The following is a 17841-nucleotide window of genomic DNA, read 5'->3' as shown; positions in this document are numbered from 1 at the left end:
CTAATTTTCGACTTCAACTTTTTTACTCCAGTGAAATTATTGGTATTTTTAAAATTTTTAGTTTTGGATTTAATTGTCTAAGTGAAAAAAATCTTCTTTTTTTAGATCATTCGTCAAGAAATTAATTTCGTAAAAATCCACAAAAAAAATCTCGAAGCAGTTGCTCCGAGACTAAAAAATTAAAAATTAAGCTTTGTTAGCTGAACCGAACCAGTCAATGTGTTCTTCAGCATCTTTAACGATTGCAGCAACACCTGGTGCTAACAATTTACGAGGGTCAAAGCCTTTTCCTTCTTTATCTTTGCCAGCTTCGATGTATTCACGAGTTGCTTTAGCAAATGATAATTGGAATTCAGTGTTAACGTTGACTTTAGAAACACCCATTGAGATTGCTTTTTGGATTTGTTCTTGAGGAATACCTGATCCACCGTGTAATACTAAAGGAACATCAGAACCTACAGCATCAGCGATTGCTTGTAAGTGGTCAAATGCTAGGCCTTTCCAGTTTTCAGGGTATACACCATGAATGTTACCGATACCGCATGCTAAGTAATCGATACCTGTAGCAACCATTTGTACACATTCGTCGATGTCAGCTAATTCACCAGCACCGATGATTCCGTCTTCTTCACCACCGATTGAACCAACTTCACACTCAACAGAGATACCTTTAGCGTGAGCTTTTTCAACAACGTCTTTAGCCAATTTCAAGTTTTCTTCAAATGGAAGATGAGAACCATCAAACATGATTGAAGTGTAGCCAACTTCGATACATTCTAAAGCAGCTTCATAATCACCATGGTCTAAGTGGATAGCAACTGGTACAGTGATACCCATTGAGTCTACTAAATCAGTGATGATGTCTTTAGCAACTTTGTATCCGCCCATGTATTTTGCTGCGCCCATTGAAGTTTGGATAAGAACGGGTGCTTTTTTAGCTTCTGCAGCTTTTAGAATTGCTTGAGTCCATTCTAAATTGTTTGTGTTAAATCCACCAACTGCATATCCGCCTTTACGTGCAGCTTTTAAGAATTCTGCTCCTGATACTACTGGCATAAAAAATTCCTCCTAAGGTTTTTTACTATTTGGTTAAGCCATGCTTAACTAACGTGTTAATTCTATCAAAGTTTTCCCATCTTTGCTACTGCTAACCTTCCAATAAAACCTTTACATTTCAACTTTTTTGCTTTTTTCATGTAAAAGACTGAAAGGCGTCTATGCCTTTCAGTCAAAATTACTATTTTGCTTCTTTACTTTCCAATGAAGCACCAACGAAAGCTTTGATCAATGGTTGAGGACGATTTGGACGAGAAATCAATTCTGGATGGAATTGACAGCCCACAAAGAATTTATTTTCAGGGATTTCTACGATCTCTACTAAACGATTATCTGGAGATACGCCAGAGAACACTAATCCTTTATCTTCAAATAATTGACGATATTGATTATTAAACTCATAACGATGACGATGACGTTCTTGAATTACCTCTTCATTGTTGTAAGCAGCAGCTGTTTTGCTACCTTTTTTCAACTTACAAGGATACAAGCCTAAACGTAGTGTCCCGCCTAAGTTTTCAATATTTTCTTGATCTGCCATCAAATCAATAATATTGTTTGGTGTGTCTGGTACTGTTTCTGCTGAGTTTGCATCTTTAAGTCCCGCTACGTTACGAGCAAATTCCACACAAGCCATTTGCATTCCAAGACAGATTCCCAAGAATGGCACATCGTTTTCACGAGCATAACGAATGGCTTCGATTTTCCCTTCGATTCCGCGATCGCCAAATCCTCCAGGAACTAAGATTCCATCAGCATTGCCCAATACTTCCGCCACATTTTCTCGGGTAACATCCTGAGATTGAATCCATTCAATCTCAATATCTGAATCAAATGCAAAACCAGAATGTTTTAAAGCTTCAACAACTGAGATATAAGCATCTGGTAATTCCACATATTTTCCTACTAAAGCGATTTTAACTTTCTTCTTAAGGTTCAAGACCTTTTCTTCTAATGCACGCCATTCTGTCATGTCCGCAACAGGTGCATCAAGTTTTAAATGATCGCAAACGATTTGGTCCATTCCTTGAGCCTGTAGTGCTAATGGAATGGAATATAATGTCTCAACGTCACGAGATTCAATAACAGCTTCTGGAGCGACATCACAGAATTGGGCCAGCTTATTTTTAGTATTTTGAGAAACAGGTAGTTCTGTACGAACGACTAAAATGTTTGGTTGAATTCCTAAACCACGAAGTTCTTTTACACTATGCTGTGTCGGTTTAGTTTTCATCTCACCCGCTGCTTTTAAGTAAGGAATCAATGTTGTATGGATATACATGACATTATCAGCACCAACATCGGCTTTCATCTGACGTAAAGCTTCTAAGAATGGTAAGGATTCAATGTCTCCAACCGTTCCGCCAACTTCCGTGATAATTACATCTGAGTCGGTCATCTTTGCCGCACGCATGATTTTTGATTTGATCTCATTTGTAATATGCGGAATCACTTGGACAGTTGCTCCTAAGTATTCGCCTTTACGTTCTTTGCGAATGACTTCAGAATAGATTTTTCCTGTCGTTACGTTGGAGTATTGGTTTAGATTGATATCTATAAAACGCTCATAGTGACCCAAGTCTAAGTCCGTTTCAGCACCATCATCTGTCACAAAAACTTCTCCGTGTTGATAAGGACTCATCGTACCTGGATCGACATTGATGTATGGATCGAACTTTTGAATGGTCACTTTCAATCCTCGATTTTTAAGCAAACGACCTAATGATGCTGCCACGATCCCCTTGCCAATTGATGAAACTACGCCGCCAGTTACAAAAATATACTTTGTCATAAATGAAAAAACTCCTTCATACTAATTTGCAGGAAACGTCTAGAAAAAACAAAGAAAGCTCCCTATCCAATTCGAATAGGGAGCTTTGAATTCACTAAACACATGACCCTTCTAAAAGGGTGCCCAAGCAGTATAATACCGACACTTTGGAAAAATGTCAACTGTAATTATTAGTTGCTTAATTTTCTTTAATCAAATAATCGCCCAAAAAGGCTTTTCTTTGGCTTTGTTTCAGCAGTTTCATCATCATTTTGAGCTGGATATTTTTCTTCAATATCAATAATCTCTTGATTCACTGCATGATCGGTCACTAATAAGACACCTATACTATCTTCCGAGTCAACGGTTGCATCATTAACGATGGTAAAGTCGACAGAATTTTTTGAAGCTAGGGCGATAAAATCATTCTGTAACTCCCCGTCAACAGCTCCATTTATCAAAAGTTTCCCTTCAGGATACTTTTGAATTTCCGAAACTAAGTATTCACGATCTCGTTGACTTTTCATTTCTCTTATCGTCATGCTTGCAAAACAACGTTCGCGAAAAGTTCCTAAATATTTCCTTTGCTCGTCTGGATTGATTCGTGCCGCACCAAAACGTCCCTTATCCAAATGCTGCTGCAATTCATCCTTTGCCATCTATTTCACTTCCTTGCGTTAGTTTTGTAGTGCTAGTATATCAAAAAATTGCATTAAAGAAAAAGCGAAGCCGACGCGGACTTCGCTTTTTCTTTATTCTCCTTCTAAAAACATCTTCTTCGGCATTTGTAAATTAGCCGATGTATAAGCACACATAAATGCTGTTCCGTTCGGGTATTCATCTGGTACCATAGATTCAAAAATATCTTTTAGTGGTGTAAACTGATCGTCCCACGTTTTTACTTGAATCGTTCCCGCTTGTTCGATCAATTCCTCTTTAGTGACGGGAAAAGTAATATCCATTTTATTGAAAGCCTTTACAAAATAGTGCATACCGACATTTGGAAATCCCATTATGCCCCCTCCTTTACTTACCTTCTAAATAGGTGTACATTGTTGTATCTTTACCTTTTCCATGAGTATCCGGCGAAGCCGCCCCCCGATGCTCTCTTAACCATAACAAATCTCCCATTAAAGTCTGCTTCTGAATAGCATCACATAAGCCAGGATACAAATCTGCTTTAAAGATATACGGAATCCCCACCGGTGCCTGTGCAATAATGTCTCCTTCTGGATTTACTACCATACTTCTACCGAATAACGAATAGCACTCATCCATTTCTGAAGTATTGGCTGCTACAACATATACTTTATTGAAATACGCTCCCGCCCGATTAGTGATCTCATATTGATTTTCAAAGGGCGTCATATATGTTGTTAAGCGTAAAACAACGTTTGCACCCTTAGCCGCAGCTTCTCGCCAATTGTCTTGATAATCACCATCCGAACAAATAATCGAGGCAATCCTTGAACCCTTTGGTCCTTCGAAAACCCGGATCTCATCTCCTGGACTAGATGGCTCCACCGGATTCCATGGCGTTACTTTTCGATAGATATCAACGATTTCTCCATGATCATTGATCGTGATTGCGCAGTTTTTATAAAAATTTCCATCCTTTTCATCAACGCACGCGCCCACAGCTAGCCAGATTTGAAATTCTTTACAAACAGCCCTTAGCCTAGCCAATTCTGGTCCATCTAAGGTGACGCAGCAAAGTGAAGCATGAGGACCCACACCATTTAATGAGGCTTCCGGCGTTACTATCATATCAATTCCAGGAAAACCCGTAACAGTCCGTTCAATCCACTCAATAATTTTATCCACATTTTCCATGACTTCTTCTCGAGACTTTGGTACCACTGCTAATTTCATTTGAAAGAGTGCAACACTCAAACACTCTGTTTCAATTTTTCCATTGATTGGAAAGCAATTTCCGACATTCATAACTTATCCTCCCTTTTTTCGTTAGTTTCTTGACTAACTATTGTCTGTATTGATTTAATTGGTGACGTGTTGGTAAACAATTGAAATTCATGGATCAAATGAGCCTGATCATAAAAACGTAATTGTTGTGCAACTTTGGCCAATGTTGTGTTTTTATCAAAATAAATCGCCTTGATTGCATTTTGAAAACGGATGATACGACTGTACAGCTTCGGTGTTATACCAATCTTTTTTCTAAAAAGTCTCTGGCTGTATCTTTCAGAGTAGCCTGTTTCACGACCAATGGTTTCCATCGAAAAAGCTGTCGTCTCAGTACAAAGTAAAACAGATAAATATTCCGCTAACAAAGAACGTTCTTCTTCGTCTAGAAAAAGTTCGCGATGCTGCGATAACACTATTTTTTTTCGCTCCTCAAAATGAGTTGCCGTACTTAGCTCTTGAAGTAATTGCTCACACCCGTTAAACTGGGTTTCAAGCGACACCATTGTATCTATCAGCCTGCTCTGGTCCTTTTCCCTACAGCGAAGCCCGACATTTGAATAAGGTTTTATTCCAAAATAAAGTACATTTGGTTTAATTATTATTGGATATGCTTTTGTGATAATTCCCATAAAACTCGCGGAAATCCCTCGATTATTTACTTCGAATAAAAAATTAACACAAGCATCTGGGAGATAGTCCAATACGATCTCTTCTTTCGCTCGAAATTGATAAAATAAAGCCTCGGCCTTCAAATGTTCTTTCGACCAAACAACAATTTCCTCTTGATACTCTACCACTCGCTCATCATAGGTAAACAGTTGAAATGGTGTGGCCAAAATATGTTTATTTTTCGTCTCTAATACTTTCAAGCTGTTCACCTTCCTTCATATTAAGAAACTGCTGGTCTAGAGTCTTTCGTTAGAAAAATTGCTGTTTTCAATGCTATGGGAAAACTAATAAACAAGGTAATATAACCCAATCCTAGTAAAACTGGAAAATTAGCTAACCAAATTTGAACTAACATTGGATTTGGCCCTACACCTACATACGTACTTAAAAAACTGATAGGAGTAACCATACAAAAAGTCAATATAATGGTCGAAACAGCATGTCGAGCAACTCCTTGTTTTAATCCGAGTTTTTCTGCGAACAGATCACCCCAAGCTTTTCCTGGAATAATGTCACCAATGAAGTAACTCACAAAAAAGCTACTGACAAAGCCGTGTAGGATTAATTCTGGACTAAAAGCATTATTCACATATTGTAGGTACAGCCCTAATACTAAACAAACAGCAACACCAACAAAAATATTGATAATCGTAGTAAATCGTTCAACTTTGATCATAGTTAGCCCTCCTAACTAGTCAATGACAGTAAACAATTTTGAAATAATCCACCATCGTGAACCATCATTAATCAGATGAAAATGATCCTCTAATTTTAACGTTCCTCGAAATCCGCTTTCCCTAATCACTACATTTGCAATATTTCCAACGATCACTTTTGAAACAATCTCAGACTCATATGGATCGCCATTACTTTCCATTGATGCTTGTGAACCAATATCTTCTATAAAAGGTTGCGGATCACCAATAAGCAATTCGTTTCCTAAATAGCCTGTCATCCTTGCTTTCTCATGAAAAACAGATTGCAACAAATCGATATCTGCTGTATACGTCCCTTTGATGTATCCATCTATAACTTTTTCAACAGTGTTCATTTAAAGCCCTCCTAGGTTTGTCATTCGAAAAAGCGCGCGCAAGCTTTCCTTGTAATTTAATTTATCATATTCACTTACAATTGAATTGTAAAAAATGTACCTTTGAAAAATCAGTATAAACCTACAAATTGCTAAATATAAGTAAGTACCAATTTTTTATAGTTTATCTAAAAAAAATAAATTTCTTTTTCTCTGTTTTTGTGTAAATTTTTTTGAGTTATTTTATAAAAAAACTTATCGATGATTATTATCAGTAGAAAAATACCTTCTAAAAGTCCAGATTCTTTTTAGTATTAGTCCCCTTTCATGCTATTTTTGAAAACAAAAAAACGTGTGCCTTAAAAGCACACGAATCTGATTGTCGTTAATTAAGGTCCTATCATATTTTGTTTTAGGCGCATTATTGATTTTGTTCTTCCAACTGCTTGCGTCTTATTTCTTCCGTCTGTTTGTTTAAATCATTCTCAGCTTTAACTAATTCTTCATAGGTGAGAATACCATCATTGTTCAAATCAGCTTGAGAAGTCTGTTCGCTAATCACACGTTCACCATTTGGCAAAATGCGAAGAACCGTTACCGCTTCCCCATTCGGGCTGACTAATACTTGTCCAACTTGATCATTTTTTTGAGGTTCCTCAGAAGTAGCTGGTGTTGCTTGAGCCGATGGTTCCACAGCTTTGGTTGATGTCTGCTGTTCTGCGACAGGTTCTGTTTTCGAAGTCTCTTCTTTAGAACGCTGAAAACTTGCTGAAGGCTCAATTTTAATTTTCTTTTCAACCTGTTCACTGTTTTTCTTAGAAGTCAAAGTCAGCTCTTTGACCGTTGCTTCACTCAATTGATATTCCAAACGAAATAATCCGTGCTCATCAGCAGTTTCCTTCTGATTCTCAATCGAAACCACTGCATCCGGCTCTGTTGTTCCAGTAATGATCGCTTTACCTAGTTCATCCGTTTCAAAAGTCTTAAAGCAAATAATTTCAAGCTTCTTCTCTTTTTCAGAGGAAGATTGTGAAATACTCGCCTCTCGCTTTTGTTCTTTTTCAGTACTACAACCAACTAACAGAAAAACACTTACAGCTAGAACTGCAAAACTAATAACCTTTTTCATAATTCCCTCCGATTTTTAAAATAGCGCTACTCTTTTCATTATAAACATACTAATAGAACCATTGTCTAGATGAAAATAGCTTATCTCTTAGAAGATTTATTAATTGAGAAAATGTTTAGTTAGAGTAAATAAAAAATCCTCCTGTCTAAAATTAGACAAGAGGATTTTTTGGTATCATCAAATAAAACATAATAGATAGAAAAACTATCTTAATTATTTACCGATGAATGGGTTGTTTTTTAAGTTGTAGAAAGATTTGATTCCTTTATATTCTGCAACATCACCCAATTGGTCTTCGATACGTAATAATTGATTGTATTTAGCAATACGGTCAGTACGTGAAAGAGAACCAGTTTTGATTTGGCCAGCGTTTGTTGCAACAGCTATATCAGAGATTGTAGAATCTTCTGTTTCACCAGAACGGTGAGATACAACTGCAGTGTAGCCAGCTTCTTTAGCCATTTCGATAGCATTGAATGTTTCTGTTAAAGTACCGATTTGGTTAACTTTGATAAGGATAGAGTTAGCAACACCTAAATCAATTGCTTTCGCTAATTTTTCAGTGTTTGTAACGAACAAGTCGTCACCAACTAATTGAACTTTATCGCCTAAAGCTTCAGTTAATTTCTTAGTACCTTCCCAGTCGTTTTCGTCTAGGCCATCTTCGATTGAGATGATTGGGTATTTAGCAACTAATTCTTCGTAGAATGCGATCATTTCTTCAGTTGTTTTTTCGCCTTCGCCTGAGTCAGCTAAAACGTAAACACCTTTTTCTTTATCGTAGAATTCTGAAGAAGCAGCATCCATAGCAAGAACGATGTCTTTACCAGGTACATAGCCAGCTTTTTCGATAGCTTCGATGATTACTTCGAAACCTTCTTCGTTAGAACCAAGGTTAGGAGCGAATCCACCTTCGTCACCAACTGAAGTAGCAAGGCCTTTAGCTTTTAAGATTGAAGCTAAAGCGTGGAATACTTCTGCACCATAACGTAAAGCTTCTTTGAATGTAGGAGCGCCAACAGGCATGATCATAAATTCTTGGAAGTCGATAGAGTTATCAGCATGTGATCCACCATTGATGATATTCATCATAGGAGTAGGCAAAACTTTTGTATTGAATCCGCCAAGGTAGTTGTACAATGGGATTTCTAAGAAGTCAGCAGCTGCACGAGCAACGGCAATAGAAACACCAAGAATAGCGTTCGCACCTAATTTACCTTTGTTAGGAGTGCCATCTAATTCGATCATAGCAGCATCAATAGCAGCCTGGTCACGTACGTCGTAGCCGATAATTGCTTCAGCAATAATGTTGTTTACATTATCAACTGCTTTAGTAACACCTTTACCGCCGTAACGAGCTTTGTCGCCATCACGTAATTCAACGGCTTCGTATTCACCAGTTGAAGCACCTGAAGGAACCATACCGCGGCCGAATGCGCCGTCTTCTGTATAAACTTCTACTTCGATTGTTGGGTTACCACGTGAGTCTAGGACTTCGCGTGCGTAAACGTCTGAGATAATTGACATGTTTTGTCTCTCCTTTAAAATTTGTTTTTATTAAAGGGTTTAAAACCCTTATAACCAATATTAGTGAAAATCGCGGACAGTTGCAAACAAAAGCCGCAATTTTCTATAAAAAATTATTTTGCGCCTTCTAATAAAGCTAAGAATGAGTCAGCTTTTAAGCTAGCTCCGCCGACTAAAGCGCCGTCAACGTTTTCTTTTGCCATGTATTCAGCGATATTTTCTGGTTTAACAGAACCGCCGTATTGGATACGTACAGCTTCAGAAACTTCTTTGCCGTAGATACCTTCAACTGTCGAACGAACAACGCCGCAGATTTCATCAGCGATTTGTGCATCCGCAGATTTACCAGTACCGATTGCCCAGATTGGTTCGTATGCAATAACCATGCTTGAAACTTGTTCAGCAGAAAGATCAGCTAAACCAGCTTTGATTTGTCCTTCGATCCATTCAGCTGTTTTGCCAGCTTCGTATGTTTCTAGAGACTCACCACAGCAAAGAATTGGCAACATGCCGTTAGCGAAGATCGCTTTGGCTTTTTTGTTGATTTCTTCGTCTGTTTCGTGGAAGTATTCACGACGTTCTGAATGGCCGATGATGACATAATCCACACCAAGATCAGCTAAAGCAGCAGGTGATGTTTCACCAGTGAATGCTCCGGCATTTTCCCAGTAGCAGTTTTGAGCAGAGATTTTTAAATCAGTGCCTTTTGCTGCTTCAACTAATTCTTGTAAGAATAAAGCAGGTGATCCAATCACTGAATCTACTTTATCATTAGCAGGAATGTTGTTTTTAACTGCTTCGGCAAAATCTTTTGCTTCAGATGCAGTTAAATTCATTTTCCAGTTACCAGCAATAATTGGTTTACGCATTTATAAAAACTCCTTTTTTAATGTAAGGTATCGATTTTTATTTGTCGTTGATTGCTGCAAGACCAGGTAATTCTTTACCTTCTAGTAATTCAAGACTTGCACCGCCACCAGTTGAGATGTGAGTGAATTTGTCAGCAAAGCCAAGTTGTTCAGCTGCTGCTGCAGAGTCCCCACCACCGATGATTGTAGTTGCGTCTTTTAAGTTCGCGATTGCTTCACAAACACCGATTGTTCCGCGAGCGAAGTTGCTCATTTCGAACACACCCATAGGTCCGTTCCATACAACTGTTTTCGCGCCTTCTAATGTTTGGGCGAACAAAGCAATTGATTCTGGTCCAATGTCAAGACCCATTTGTCCAGCAGGAACATCACCAGTATGTTCTTCTGTAGGAACATCGTTTGAGAATTCCGCCGCTGTGATTGAGTCAACTGGTAAAACTAACTTGTCGCCAGCTGCTTCAATCAATTCTTTTGCTAATTCTACTTTGTCAGCTTCTACTAATGAGTTGCCGATTTCCATGCCTTTAGCTTTGTAGAATGTATAAGTCATTCCGCCACCGATCAAGATTTTGTCAGCTTTAGGAATCAAGTTTTTGATTACGCCGATTTTGTCAGAAACTTTCGCGCCGCCTAAGATCGCGATCATAGGGCGTTTAGGTTCTTCAACAGCTTCGCCGATAAATTTGATTTCTTTTTCCATCAAGAATCCAGCAACAGTTGGAATTCCAGTAGAAGCAATACCCACGTTAGAAGCGTGTGCGCGGTGAGCAGTACCGAATGCGTCATTGACGAATACGTCGCCTAATGAAGCCCAGTATTTACCAAGTTCAGCGTCATTTCCGCTTTCTTTTTTACCGTCAATATCTTCATAACGAGTGTTTTCAAAGACAACCACGTCGCCGTCTTTCATGTCTGCGATTGCAGCTTCTAGTTCAGAACCGCGAGTTTCAGGTACGAACGTTACGTTTTTACCTAATAATTCGCTTAAACGTTCAGCAACAGGTTTTAATGATTTGCCTGCTTTATCTTCTTCTGTTTTCACACGACCTAGGTGAGAGAACAAAATAGCTTTGCCGCCTTGTTCTAAAATGTAGTTGATTGTTGGTAACGCCGCTTTGATACGAGTGTCATCAGTAATCACGCCATCTTTAACAGGAACGTTGAAGTCCACACGAACTAAAACTTTCTTGTCTTTCAAGTCAAGATCTTTAACTGTCATTTTTGCCATGAAAGAAAACCTCCAAATAATTTTTTTAAATCTTTATTATTATACAACTCTTTTTGATAAAAGAGCCAATGATAAACTTACGAAAAAAACGGAGAAGCGCGTTGCTTCCCCGCCTTGTTCAGACAATGTCATTTTCGTTTAAACTAAATCTTAAAGTTTAGCGAAGTATTCTAAAGTACGAACTAATTGAGCAGTGTATGACATTTCGTTGTCATACCAAGCAACAGTTTTAACTAATTGTTGGTCTCCAACTGTCATAACTTTAGTTTGAGTTTCGTCAAATAATGAACCGTAAGTCATACCTACGATATCTGAAGAAACGATTTCGTCAGTGTTGTAACCAAATGATTCGTTAGATGCTGCTTTCATCGCTGCATTTACTTCATCAACAGTCACTTTTTTGTTAAGAACAGTAACTAATTCAGTTAATGAACCAGTTGCAACAGGAACACGTTGAGCAGCTCCGTCTAATTTACCGTTCAAGTCAGGAATAACTAAACCGATAGCTTTAGCAGCACCAGTTGAGTTAGGCACGATGTTTGCTGCTGCAGCACGTGCACGACGGAAGTCGCCTTTAGGGTGAGGTCCATCAAGAGTCATTTGGTCACCTGTGTAAGCATGGATAGTTGTCATTAAGCCTTCAACAACGCCAAATTCGTCATTTAAAGTTTTAGCCATAGGAGCTAAACAGTTAGTAGTACATGAAGCACCAGAGATAACTGTTTCGTCACCAGTTAAAGTTTCATGGTTAGTGTTATAAACGATTGTTGGAACATCGTTACCACCAGGAGCTGAGATAACAACACGTTTAGCACCAGCTGTTAAATGTTTTTCAGCAGCAGATTTTGAAGTGAAGAATCCAGTACATTCTAATACGATATCTACTCCTAGTTCTCCCCAAGGTAATTCTTCAGGGTTGCGGTTAGCAAGAACTTTAACTTCTTTGCCGTTCACGTTGAATGAACCTTCGTGAACTTCAACAGTTCCGTTAAAGCGACCTTGAGTTGTATCATATTTTAACAAGTGAGCCAACATTTTAGCGTCTGTTAAGTCGTTGATAGCTACAACTTCCAATCCTTCTACATCTTGGATACGGCGGAATGCTAAGCGTCCGATACGTCCAAATCCGTTAATTCCAACTTTTACTGTCATTTAAGATTTCCTCCTTATGGAATCAAAAAATATATTTATTTTAAAGGGGGTGTCCCTTTTAAAATCTCGTTTGCCGCAGCTTCATCGGTGATGAGCCACGTTTGTTGTGGAGCATTTTTCATATACGCTGTAATGGCTTTAACTTTGCTTTTACCACCAGCGACTGCAAGAATCGTCGGCATCTTTTGAATATCCTCTAAGGATAATCCGATACGCGGTACCTTATGAACGATCTCTCCATTCTCGTCAAAAAAGTACCCAAAAGATTCTGCAACGGCATTTTTTTGTTTCAGGCGAACAATCTCATCCTCTGACATTTTTCGTCTAGCTGCCATGTGCAATGCACGACCAATACTGTGAACCACACAATTGGCTTCTTTGATCATCGCCAAGACACTTCTAATCGAAGGTTCTTTCAACAGAGTATGATACGCCTCTTCACTCAATTGCTCTGGGACATATAATGCACGATGCTCACCATGAGCATTTGCTGCCATTAAAGCACTAACTGAGTTTGCTTGAATTGATACGGCTTCGCCGATACCACCTCTAGCTGGAACAAAAAGATTATGTCGTTTTGCTGTTTCTAATGGACTAACATGTCTGGCAACCTCTGCCATCGTTGTGCCGCCCATCACTGCAATAATATTTCGGCCTTCTGGTAATTGACGCTGCAGTGCTTCATCAACTAACTCACCAAATTCACCGATTACCTTACCCTGCTCATCACTGTTACCAGAAACGATCAAGCATCGTTCGATCTTAAAAAGTGAAGCAAGTTGTTTTTCTAACTGATCCATTCCAGTAAACTGTTCCATCAGAAGTTCCAAATGTTGTAACAGTCCCTCGCCCTTCTCAGTTAATAACATGCCGCTCTTCGTTGCATCAATCAAACGCTGATCTCTAAGATAATCCGTCTCGCCACGCAATACTCGCTCGGTAAGACCTAATGAATCAGCTAAGTTTCTTCGACCGATCGGCTGCATCCAAAAAATATTCTGCATAATGCGATATCTTTTCTTTACAACCTCTAGCACATCAGGGGCGATTGCTTCAAGTACTCTTAATTCACTTAACAAAGGAATTCCTCCGTTGGACTTAAGTAGTCCCTCATAGACTTTTAGCGACCCATGAATTCTAAAAAAAATGCAAGAAAGTCAAATCAATCATTGTAATTCGCTAATTTCTTACATGACAAAGTGTAACAGTTTTGTGGCTTCTGCGCAAGGAAAAAGCCAAGTTTTTTTACTTGGCTTAATCAAAACGTTTTCTTTTCGAAGAGCTAGGAATATTTAATGCATCTCGATACTTCGCAACTGTTCGTCGAGAGATTTTTTGATCTTTTTCCGCAAGCAATTCGACGATTTTCTGATCAGATAATGGCTTATGTTTATCTTCTTGTTCAACTAGTGAAGCAATTAACTGCTTCACTTCGTCAGCCGAGGTATCTTCGTCATCATTGACCTTATTGACAAAAAAGCTCCGTAATTCAAAAACACCAAAATCCGTCTCGATATATTTCCCATTCACAGCACGACTAATCGTCGATTCATGGACATCTAGTTGCTTCGCTACATCTTTAAGCATCAATGGCTTTAATGCTCCCTGCTTTTCTTCAAAGAACGCTGCTTGATGCTTGACGATGATCTTTCCAACCTCTAAAATCGTATCTTTACGCTGTCCAAGCGTTTTATTCAACCATTCAAATTGCTGCAATTTTTCTTTCAGATAAATTTTGGTTTCTTCGTCCGCTTGCTGTTTCAAACGATTAAAATAATTTTCCTGAAAATTCAGTCTTAGTTGTCCCCGCTTATTTGATAGTACAACTAATTGTCCATCCCTTCTTACTAAGGTAAGATCCGGAATGATGAAGTTCGAATCCTGCCCGCCAAAACTTGCTCCTGGGAATGGATTCAATGTCCGAATATAATCTAAAATTTGCTGAACTTGTGGTAGGCTGATTTGATATTCTTTAGCAATCTGTTCGAATTTCCTCTTTGCAATCGCATCAAAGGATTCTTCTAATAATAGATAAGCTAGTTCTGGCGCATAATCATCTTGCTCAGTCTGAAGCATCAAGCATTCCTGTAAATTTCGGGCACCGACACCTGGCGGATCTAATTGCTGTAAGAGTGTTAAAGCATCTAGATATTGAATATCTGTCGCGTGTAACTCCTCTTTAATTTCTTCTTCATCAACCCTCAAATATCCATTAACATCAATATACTCTACCAAGACCAGCATAATTTCACGAATAAAGGTATCTCGATAATTCAAATGTATCTGATTGATTAGATGTTCAAATAACGAAACAGGGTGATCGGCAATTTGAATGAAGGATTCTTCCTTGACTGCGCCGCTGTGCATTTGCATTAAATCACTTTGTATTTTCGGAGCAACTACATCAAACAATGGATTCTCTAAAGAAACTGTTTCAACATAGTCTTGCAACTCCTCAGTATTAAATTGTAATATTTGAATCGCCTGCTGCAGCTCCTGTGTCATCGCTAATTTTTGGGTTTGCTGCTGCTTTTGCGAATAACCTTGTTGAAACTTCATATACTTTCCCCTTGTTTTTTTAAAATAATATGCTAAACTAATAATCGTGCTTGCGCCCTTAGTGTAGTGGATATCACGTAAGATTCCGGTTCTTGAGACGGGGGTTCGATTCCCTCAGGGCGCGTACTTTTACGACACTTCTCATTTTTGAGGAGTGTCTTTTCTTTTACCGATACATTTAGTCTATCTCCATAAGTTCCATTATACTTTTTTAAGAGATACTTATCAATTTTATCTATTTCAGCTCCCTTTTAATGCACAAATCCTGTAATAGCAATAATTATCAACGATTGTTCAAACGGTTAAAACAAGCACGAAATCTTCAATTGCTGAAAAATAATCTTTTATAAAGATGAAAATAACCTCTCTAGAAAGACTGATCAGCCTTTCTAGAGAGGTTTCATTTGTTTATTTCTTGATCAATAATGCTTTACTTTTCGGATAAGTTGGAAATTGATTCATCGGAATGCTCCAGTCCTGCTCTGGTATCGAGAACTGATATTTATTAACAAGCTGATCAGAAAAGACCCTTAACGTATGCAAAGTAATCCATTCTCCAGCACAACGATGCATTGCTTCAAATTTCCCTCCGCCTTGAGCAATCATCTCGTATTCTTCATCGTAAGAAATATGCTTTTCTTTTCCTAGGTAACGGGAAATTCGAAAGACCTCAGGCGTTTCAATCGTTCGATTATCATGGTTTGTTCCATACAGATCGAGAACAACCCAACTATCTTTTGGAATTAAGTACCCATCAACTTCCACATCTTTCTTTGCAAAAGCTGGCAACATTGGAAAGAAGGGATAATATCGACGCATTTCTTGTATGAATGAATCCTGTAATTGATCAAACTCAGCATGTAGACGTTGGTAAATATCTGGTCGACTAAATAGAGCATGCCCCATCAAAGCAATCCAAACAGTCAAGGCCACAGTTGGACGAATCACATTTAATAATTCCACAGCAGCGATGTCGATTGGTAATAATTCACCATGACCATCTGTCGCTTTTGCGAAAGCATAAAGAGCTACATCATCTTTTCCTGCCACCGGATTGATTCGTGCATTTTCGATTAATGATTGTGCCCATTTTTCAGATTTTTTACGGTTGTCGATTCCTTTAATGTGAGTCGCAGGGTTTGTTACAGCAGAGCTAATCATCGAGATCTGATATTCAGCTAATTGATCTACTTCCTTCTTAGAAAATTGAGATAAATCAATACCTGCCCACTCACAAATCGAACGGAACAGAACATCTTTAGCCAAGTCGAATAATTCAAACTCCCCTTGCTGTTGATCTAATTTTTGTGTCAAATTTTTATCAAGAATTCGGTGGTATTCCTCCATCCGTTTTGGGGTCATCAAATCCATAAAAATGGTTTTTCTATGCTCATGTGCTTGACCATCTAATGTTTGAACGCCGTTTTCTCCAAACAATGTCTTCAAAACAATTTTCGGCATTGCACCTTCTCGCTTGAAATTTTGCGGATCATAGAACTTCTTAGCTGCTTCTTTTCCATAAATCGCAATCACTTCTTTGTTTAGAAGACGCGCTTTGACAACTGGAGCGTTTGCCTCCTTGCGTAATTCTGAAAGCAATAAATAGCCTTCGTCTAAACGATCGGTCACATCTGTTAGTTTGATTTTAATTTCCGGTACTTTTTCCATAGCCATCCACTTCCTGTTCTTCTTTTTCTAATTTTATACTATCGCGTTTCATAGAAAAGAATCAAAGGAAGCGCTTGTGAACGCTAAAAAATTGAATAAAAAAAGAATAGATCGCTATGATCTATTCTTCATCTTCTTCATCATCAAATTCATCGTCGTCATCATCGATCACGCTTAGATCATCTTCGATTCCGCCTGGAACGACTTCTTCGTCATCCTCGCTTGCATCCGCTCCAATTTCTTGTAAATCAGAGTTGTATGCTGCGATTTCGTCATCATCATCGTCATCATCGTCGTCGATTTCATCTTCTTCATCGTCTACCAATAGATCCGTATCTTCTGGATCATCATCATTGTAGTCAATCGCATCTTCATCATCATTGATAAAGGCATTGACTTTTTTACGTTTCTTACGACGAGGAGCGTCTTCTTCTTCATCTTCTAGGCCATGATTCACTTCTTCATCAATTGAATCAATCGCGTACCATGAACGTAATCCCCAACGATTATCTCCTAGAGAAATAAAACTCCCATCAATATTCAAATCGGTATAAAATTGTGCTAATGCATCACGAATCTCACTGTCTGACTTGCCAAGATAGTTTTGGATTTGATTTACTAGATCCGAAAAATCCATTACATCTGCGCGTTCTTCCAGAATTGCGTGTGCCACTTCAATCATTGATAATTCATCTTTGTTCAAACCATCAAAAACACTAAGTTCCAAGTATGACACGTCCTTTCAAAGTCTACTCCTTATCATACAAAAACCAAAGGTAAAAAGCAAACCTTTCTTATGCTCAGGTCGTAAATTCTAAGACCATCTGATAATCACCGACTTTTTCTTCTTTCATCAAAAGAGAATAATCAATCGTAATGATTCCTGAGAACGGTCGGTCTTTTAAACTCACATGCATTTTTTGGGCATAAGTCGTGATCATAAACATACCAAACGGTGTCTTATAACTGGTCTCCATTTTTTCGCGATAAGCAAAACGCATGCGCATTCGAGTTTCACCAGAACGAATTAGTTGTACCTGCGAATCTGGCATTACTTTGACCGTAACTGGAACTTCTTGTCCATCTGGTTGAATCTCTTTGTAACGAATGTACAGTGTGTCTCCCATTTTAACAACTTGACCGGGAAGATCGAACACAAAGTCCTCTGTCTCATTATTCTGAGTGACTTTTGTTTGAACTTTAATTTTTGCAGGAATACCTTCGTTGATATTCACAGAGCTCCCACTCCTTTTTTAG

18 protein-coding genes and 1 tRNA gene are annotated in these 17841 nt (G+C 38.5%); 1 reads left to right on the top strand and 18 read right to left on the bottom strand.

Annotated features, from left to right (window positions below; all coding sequences use genetic code 11):
- Positions 1-186: 186 nt before the first annotated feature.
- The 15 genes from IGI44_RS06470 to rpoN all read right to left on the bottom strand — a co-directional run bounded on the left by IGI44_RS06470 (position 187) and on the right by rpoN (position 14916).
- A complete protein-coding gene (locus tag IGI44_RS06470; protein ID WP_048718717.1) occupies positions 187-1056 on the bottom strand; it encodes a class II fructose-bisphosphate aldolase in 870 nt (289 codons plus the stop codon).
- A gap of 181 nt (positions 1057-1237) precedes the next feature.
- A complete protein-coding gene (locus IGI44_RS06465) occupies positions 1238-2848 on the bottom strand; it encodes a CTP synthase (RefSeq protein ID WP_438786963.1) in 1611 nt (536 codons plus the stop codon).
- Between the two features lie 188 nt (positions 2849-3036).
- Positions 3037-3486, bottom strand: a complete 450-nt coding sequence (locus IGI44_RS06460; RefSeq protein WP_438786962.1) for a YueI family protein — start codon at positions 3484-3486, stop codon at positions 3037-3039.
- 93 nt (positions 3487-3579) lie between these two features.
- Positions 3580-3840: a hypothetical protein gene (locus tag IGI44_RS06455; protein WP_438786961.1), complete on the bottom strand. Its 261-nt coding sequence runs from the start codon at positions 3838-3840 to the stop codon at positions 3580-3582.
- Positions 3841-3853: 13 nt separating this feature from the next.
- On the bottom strand, positions 3854-4771 hold the full coding sequence (locus tag IGI44_RS06450) for a nitrilase-related carbon-nitrogen hydrolase (protein ID WP_438786960.1): 918 nt from the start codon (positions 4769-4771) through the stop codon (positions 3854-3856).
- The gene (locus tag IGI44_RS06445; RefSeq protein ID WP_438786959.1) at positions 4768-5622 is read right to left on the bottom strand and encodes a helix-turn-helix domain-containing protein; all 855 of its coding nucleotides are present in this window, start codon (positions 5620-5622) and stop codon (positions 4768-4770) included. Before IGI44_RS06445 ends, IGI44_RS06450 begins: the two co-directional genes overlap by 4 nt.
- Positions 5623-5642: 20 nt before the next feature.
- Positions 5643-6098 (bottom strand): hypothetical protein, encoded by a 456-nt coding sequence (locus IGI44_RS06440; RefSeq protein WP_438786958.1) that lies wholly within the window; start codon positions 6096-6098, stop codon positions 5643-5645.
- Between the two features lie 15 nt (positions 6099-6113).
- On the bottom strand, positions 6114-6473 hold the full coding sequence (locus tag IGI44_RS06435) for a nuclear transport factor 2 family protein (protein WP_438786957.1): 360 nt from the start codon (positions 6471-6473) through the stop codon (positions 6114-6116).
- Positions 6474-6873: 400 nt separating this feature from the next.
- The gene (locus tag IGI44_RS06430) at positions 6874-7581 is read right to left on the bottom strand and encodes a hypothetical protein (protein WP_438786956.1); all 708 of its coding nucleotides are present in this window, start codon (positions 7579-7581) and stop codon (positions 6874-6876) included.
- Positions 7582-7794: 213 nt separating this feature from the next.
- Positions 7795-9108 carry a phosphopyruvate hydratase gene (eno, locus tag IGI44_RS06425; protein ID WP_010744523.1) on the bottom strand — a complete coding sequence of 438 codons (1314 nt, stop codon included), beginning with the start codon at positions 9106-9108 and terminating at the stop codon, positions 7795-7797.
- A gap of 113 nt (positions 9109-9221) precedes the next feature.
- Positions 9222-9977, bottom strand: coding sequence for a triose-phosphate isomerase (tpiA, locus tag IGI44_RS06420; RefSeq protein ID WP_010744522.1), 756 nt, complete (start codon positions 9975-9977; stop codon positions 9222-9224).
- 37 nt (positions 9978-10014) lie between these two features.
- A complete protein-coding gene (locus tag IGI44_RS06415) occupies positions 10015-11205 on the bottom strand; it encodes a phosphoglycerate kinase (RefSeq protein WP_438786955.1) in 1191 nt (396 codons plus the stop codon).
- Positions 11206-11355: 150 nt separating this feature from the next.
- On the bottom strand, positions 11356-12357 hold the full coding sequence (gene gap / locus IGI44_RS06410) for a type I glyceraldehyde-3-phosphate dehydrogenase (protein ID WP_010744520.1): 1002 nt from the start codon (positions 12355-12357) through the stop codon (positions 11356-11358).
- Positions 12358-12392: 35 nt separating this feature from the next.
- Positions 12393-13436, bottom strand: a complete 1044-nt coding sequence (locus IGI44_RS06405) for a sugar-binding transcriptional regulator (protein WP_438786954.1) — start codon at positions 13434-13436, stop codon at positions 12393-12395.
- 175 nt (positions 13437-13611) lie between these two features.
- A complete protein-coding gene (rpoN, locus tag IGI44_RS06400) occupies positions 13612-14916 on the bottom strand; it encodes an RNA polymerase factor sigma-54 (RefSeq protein ID WP_438786953.1) in 1305 nt (434 codons plus the stop codon).
- Positions 14917-14968: 52 nt separating this feature from the next.
- On the opposite strand from rpoN, the gene IGI44_RS06395 reads away from it, so the two are divergent.
- Positions 14969-15040 (top strand) — tRNA-Arg (locus IGI44_RS06395).
- Between the two features lie 284 nt (positions 15041-15324).
- Here the strand turns inward: IGI44_RS06395 and IGI44_RS06390 are convergent.
- From IGI44_RS06390 to IGI44_RS06380, 3 genes are all read right to left on the bottom strand, one after another.
- Entirely contained in the window at positions 15325-16584 is a 1260-nt protein-coding gene (locus IGI44_RS06390; RefSeq protein WP_438786952.1) for a cytochrome P450, read from the bottom strand.
- 121 nt (positions 16585-16705) lie between these two features.
- Positions 16706-17311: a DNA-directed RNA polymerase subunit delta gene (gene rpoE, locus IGI44_RS06385; protein WP_438786951.1), complete on the bottom strand. Its 606-nt coding sequence runs from the start codon at positions 17309-17311 to the stop codon at positions 16706-16708.
- Positions 17312-17384: 73 nt separating this feature from the next.
- Positions 17385-17819 (bottom strand): DUF1934 domain-containing protein, encoded by a 435-nt coding sequence (locus tag IGI44_RS06380; RefSeq protein WP_438786950.1) that lies wholly within the window; start codon positions 17817-17819, stop codon positions 17385-17387.
- Positions 17820-17841: the final 22 nt, after the last annotated feature.

Origin of the sequence: Enterococcus sp. DIV0756, assembly GCF_051710745.1 — a bacterium.
Lineage (GTDB): Bacteria > Bacillota > Bacilli > Lactobacillales > Enterococcaceae > Enterococcus_A.
Note: the sequence above shows the minus strand (reverse complement) of the source record. Positions and strands in the feature narration are given on the sequence as shown.